The organism is Nocardia heshunensis (assembly GCF_054782115.1).
This window is the reverse complement of sequence record NZ_BAAGTC010000011.1, coordinates 1-5,403: the sequence shown is the minus strand read 5'-3', so window position 1 is coordinate 5,403 and position 5,403 is coordinate 1. Positions and strand designations below refer to the sequence as shown.

Genomic DNA, 5,403 nt, shown 5'->3' with positions numbered 1-5,403 from the left:
GTCTGCCCGCGTACATGGTGCCGTCCTCGGTCATGGTCATCGACCGGGTGCCGTTGACCCCGGTCGGCAAGCTGGATCGCCGGGCGCTGCCCGAGCCGGTCTTCGCTACCGAGGTGGTCTTCCGGGCCGCGCGTAACCCCCTGGAACACACCATCGCCGAGGTCTTCGCCGAGGTGCTGGGTCTCGAGCGGGTCGGTATCGACGACTCGTTCTTCGCGCTGGGCGGCGACTCCATCGTCTCCATCCAGCTGGTGTCCCGCGCCAAGGCGCGCGGCGTGGTGTTCAGCCCGCGTGACGTGTTCGAGCAGCGCACCGTGTCCGGGCTGGCCGCGGTCGCGCAAACCGCTGACGGCCAGGACGATTCGGCTCCGCAGCTGACCGAGCTGCCCGGCGGCGGCGTGGGTGTCATGCCGCTGACACCGGTGGTGCGGTTCATGGCGGGACGGCCGGGCGAGTTCGGCCGGTTCAACCAGACGATGGCCCTGGAACTGCCGATCGGGATCGATCGCGCGGGGATCGCCGCCACCGTCGGCGCGGTCATCGACCGCCACGACATGCTGCGGGCGCGTCTGCGCCGGGTGCCGGACGCGGACTGGATCGTCGAGACCGCCGCTGCCGGAACGATCGACGCGGATGCGCTGATCGATCGCACCGAGTTCGACGCCGCCGTCACCGCTGAGCATCTCGTCGAGATCGCCACCGCCGCACTGGATGCCACCCTGGACAAGCTGGATCCGGCTGCGGGGCAGGTTATCCGGTTCGTGTGGCTGGAACCGTCGGATGCCTCCCGTGCCGGTCGACTCGTCGTCGCCGCGCACCACCTCGTGGTCGACGGTGTCACCTGGCGAATCCTGGTGCCGGACTTCGTCGCCGCCTGGGGTCAGCTGTCCGCCGGACAGACCCCCGAGCTGGTCGCCCCGGCCACCAGCATGCGCACCTGGGCGCACGCCCTCGAGCGTGAGGCCGCCACCGACGAGCGTGTGGCCGAGCTGTCGTTCTGGCGTGACGTCGTCGAAGGCCCGGATCCGCTGCTCACCGAGCGCGCGATGGATCCGGCCGTGGATGTCACCGCGACCATCGCCAAGCATCGCGTCGAGCTGTCGGCCGAGGCCACCAAGTCGTTGCTGACCACCGTGCCCGCGCTGTTCCACGGCGGTGTGAACGACGGTCTGCTGACCGCACTCGCGTTGACGGTGGCCAAGTTCCGTGCCGCCAAGGGGCTGGGGGAGAAGTCTGCCCTCGTCCGGCTCGAAGGCCACGGGCGTGAGGAAGAGGTCGTGCCCGGTGCCGACCTGTCGCGCACGGTCGGCTGGTTCACCGCCATCTTCCCGGTGCGCTTCGACCTGTCGGGGATCGACGTGGAGGCCGCCCTCACCGGCGGTCCCGCCATGGGCCGGGCCATCAAGGCCGTCAAGGAACAGCTCCTGGCCGTGCCCGACAAGGGCATCGGTTACGGCCTGCTGCGCTACATGAACTCCGACACCGCCGCGCAGCTGCCCAAGCAGCTGCCGGGTCAGGTCAGCTTCAACTACCTGGGCCGCGTCAACGACGGCGATGTGCCCGAGGCCCTGCGCGGGTTCGGCTGGATCCCGGCCGCGGACCTGGCCGACCTGGCCGGTGCCTACGACGCGGACATGCCCGCCATGGCCCCGATCGACATCAACGCGATCGTGGTCGGCGACAAGCTGACCGCCAATATCGGCTACCCGAGCACGCTGCTCGGCGCCGAGGAGATCGCCGAATTCGCCGCGCTGTGGACCTCGGCGCTGGAAGCCGTTGCGCAGCACGCCGAATCGGCGCAGGCCGGCGGGCACACCCCGTCGGACTTCGGGCTGGTGCACGTCACCCAGGCCGATATCGACGGCTGGGAACGCAAGTACGGCGAGCTGAGCCAGGTGTGGCCGCTGTCCGCGCTGCAGGGCGGTCTGCTCTTCCACGCGCAGCTCGCCGCCACCTCGGTGGACGTGTACACCGCGCAGGCCGTGCTCACCCTCGAAGGACGGGTGGACGCCGACCGGCTCCGGTCGGCCGCGCAGGCGCTGCTGGAGCGGCACGAGATCCTGCGCACCGCTTACGTGAACGATGCGTCGGGTGTCCCGGTGCAGGTGGTCATCGACGGTGTGAAGGTGGCGTGGACCAACCACGACCTCACCGACATCGCCGATGAAGCGGCCCGTACTGCTCGCGCGGCCGAGATCCTGGCCGCCGACCGCGTGCAGCGCTTCGACCTGACCGAGCCGCCGCTCATCCGCTACACGCTGGTGCGCACCGGTCCCGCCAGCTACCAGCTGGCCGTGGCCAACCACCACATCCTGCTCGACGGCTGGTCCATGCCGCTGCTCATGCAGGACCTGCTGGTGCTCTACGCCACGCACTCCGACAGCGCCGTGCTGCCGCCGGTGCGGTCCTACCGCTACTTCCTGGAATGGGTTGCCGCGCAGGATCGTTCGGCCTCGCTGGCCGCCTGGCAGACCTCGCTGCGCGGGGTGTCCGAGCCGACCCTGCTCACCCGCCCGGACGCCGCGCACGAGATCACCGCGCTGTCGGGCGAGTACTTCTTCGACCTGGACGAGACCGCGACCGCGCGCCTGACCGCGCTGGCCGCCGACATCGGCGTCACCCCCAACACCGTGTTGCAGGTGGCGTGGGGTCTGCTGCTGGGCCGCCTCACCGGCCGCGAGGACGTGCTGTTCGGCACCACCGTGTCCGGCCGCCCGGCACAGCTGTCCGGCGTGGAATCCATGGTGGGCCTGTTCATCAACACCGTCCCGGTGCGGGTCGCCTTCGACCCGGCCGAATCGGCGCGCTCGCTGCTCACCCGCACCCAGGGCGAGCAGGCCGACCTGCTCGACCACCACTACGTGGGCCTGGCCGACATCCAGTCGGCCGCGGGCATCGGCGGGCTGTTCGACACCCTGGTGGTGTTCGAGTCGTATCCCGTTGACGCCGAAGGCATCCGGGCCAAGGCCGCCGACATCGACGGCATGGCCGTCACCGGCCTGGACGCCGCCGACGCGACCCACTACCCGCTGACGCTGATCGCCCAGCTCGACACCCGCCTGCGCATCCGCGCGGGTTACCTGCGTGACCTGTTCGACGAGGACACCGTCGCCCGCATCGCCGAGCGTCTGGTGCGGGTGCTGACCGCTATCACCACCGAACCGGCTGCGGCCGTGGGAGATATCGAGTTGGTCGACGCCGCCGAGCGCGAGCTCGTGGTGACGACCTGGAACGACACCGCATTCGACGGGGACGCGGCCTTGGCAGCGCTCGGCCTCGAGGGGACCTCCTCGTCATCCCGGCGTGCTCTTGGCCGGGATCCACACGACGAGGCGTTGGATTCCGGCCAAAAGCGCGCCGGAATGACGGGGCCGAGCGACCCGAACACGCTGGTCGCGCTGTTCGAAGCTCAGGCCCTCCGGACTCCCGACGCGATTGCTGTCAGCTTCGAGGGGACCAGTCTGTCCTACGCCGAGTTCGGCGACCGGGTGCATCGCCTGGCCCGCTGGCTCGTCGAGCGTGGCGTCGGTGCGGAATCGTTTGTGGCGCTGGGCATGCGGCGCTCCATCGATCTCGTGGTCGGCATGTACGCGGTCGCCGTGACCGGTGCCGCCTACGTGCCGCTGGATCCGGATCACCCGGCCGAGCGCATCGAGTACATCCTCGAGACCGCCGACCCGGTGACCGTGCTGACCTCCGGCGAGGACCTGGCCATCGACACCGCGCAGGTGCGCATCGACAAGCTGGAGCTGAGCGCCTACTCGGCGGCTCCGCTGCGCGATGCGGAACGTCGTGCGCCGCTGCGGGATTCGAACACCGCGTACGTCATCTTCACCTCCGGTTCGACCGGTCGCCCGAAGGGTGTGGCGGTGCCGCACTCGGCGATCGTCAACCGCCTGCTGTGGATGCAGGGCGAATACGGCCTGACCGCCGACGATGTGGTGTTGCAGAAGACGCCCGCCACCTTCGACGTGTCGGTGTGGGAGTTCTTCTGGCCGCTGCAGATCGGCGCGAAGCTGGTCGTGGCCAAGCCCGAAGGCCACCGTGATCCGGCCTACCTGGCGGATCTCATTGCCCGCGAGGGTGTCACGGTCACACACTTCGTGCCGTCCATGCTGGCGGTGTTCGTGGCCGAGGAAGCCGCCGCGCGGTGCACCAGCCTGCGCATGGTCTTCGCCTCCGGTGAAGCCCTGTCGCCCAAGCCGTCGCACAAGCTGCGTGCGCTGACCGGCGCGGAGCTGCACAACCTCTATGGTCCGACCGAGGCCGCCGTCGACGTCACCTACCACCAGGTTGTGGACGCCGACGTGGATTCGGTGCCGATCGGCCGCCCGGTGTTCAACACTCAGGTGTACGTGCTGGATTCGCGACTGCGGCCGGTGCCGGTCGGCGTCGCGGGTGAGCTCTACCTGGCGGGCGTGCAGTTGGCGCGCGGCTATGTGGCGCGACCGGATCTGTCCGCGGATCGCTTCGTGGCCAACCCGTTCGGCGACGGCGAGCGCATGTACCGCACCGGTGACCTCGTCACCTGGACCGCGGACGGCGAGCTCGACTACATCGGCCGCACCGACTTCCAGGTCAAGCTGCGCGGTCTGCGGATCGAGCTCGGCGAGATCGAATCCGCGCTCACCGCACTGGATTCCGTCGCCCAGTCGGTGGTCGTGGTGCGCAGCGATGTGCACACCGGCGATCAACTGGTCGGCTACGTCATTCCGGCGGCCGGGCAGACCGTCGACGTGGAGAAGGTCCGCGTCGAGGTCGGCGAGCGCGTGCCGTCCTACATGGTGCCGTCGATCCTGATGGTGCTCGACGAGTTCCCGCTCAATGCCTCCGGCAAGCTGGATCGCAAGGCGCTGCCCGCGCCGGTGTTCGAGGCCGCGGTGTTCCGCGCCCCGGTCACGCCGGTCGAGCAGATCGTCGCGGGCGTGTTCTCCGAGATCCTCGGGCTGGAGCGGGTCGGTCTCGACGACGACTTCTTCGCCCTCGGTGGCAACTCGCTCATCGCCACCCAGGTGGCGGCGCGGCTGTCGGCCGCGCTGGACGCCCACCTGGGCGTGCGTGAGATCTTCGAGGCGTCGACCGTGGCCGCGCTGGCGGCCCGCGCCGAAACCCATTCCGGTGCGGGGGCTCGCGAGAAGCTGACCGCGCAGGAACGCCCCGAGCGGCTGCCGCTGTCCCTGGCGCAGCAGCGCATGTGGTTCCTCAACCGGTTCGATCCCGAATCGGCCGTGGACAATATCCCGGCGGCCGTGCGCCTGTCGGGTCTGGTGGACCGCCAGGCTCTCCAGATCGCGGTGGCCGACGTGCTGGCGCGCCACGAGTCGCTGCGCACCCGCTACCCCGAGATCGACGGGCAGGCGTTCCAGGAGATCGTGCCCACCGGCCAGGTCATTCCCGATCTGA

Annotated in this window: 1 protein-coding gene; it reads left to right on the top strand. The window is 69.9% G+C overall.

From position 1 onward, the window contains the following. Positions 1-5,403, top strand: a 5,403-nt coding sequence (locus ACYVN4_RS35620) for an amino acid adenylation domain-containing protein (RefSeq protein WP_460726977.1), incomplete at both ends; no start/stop codon positions are given.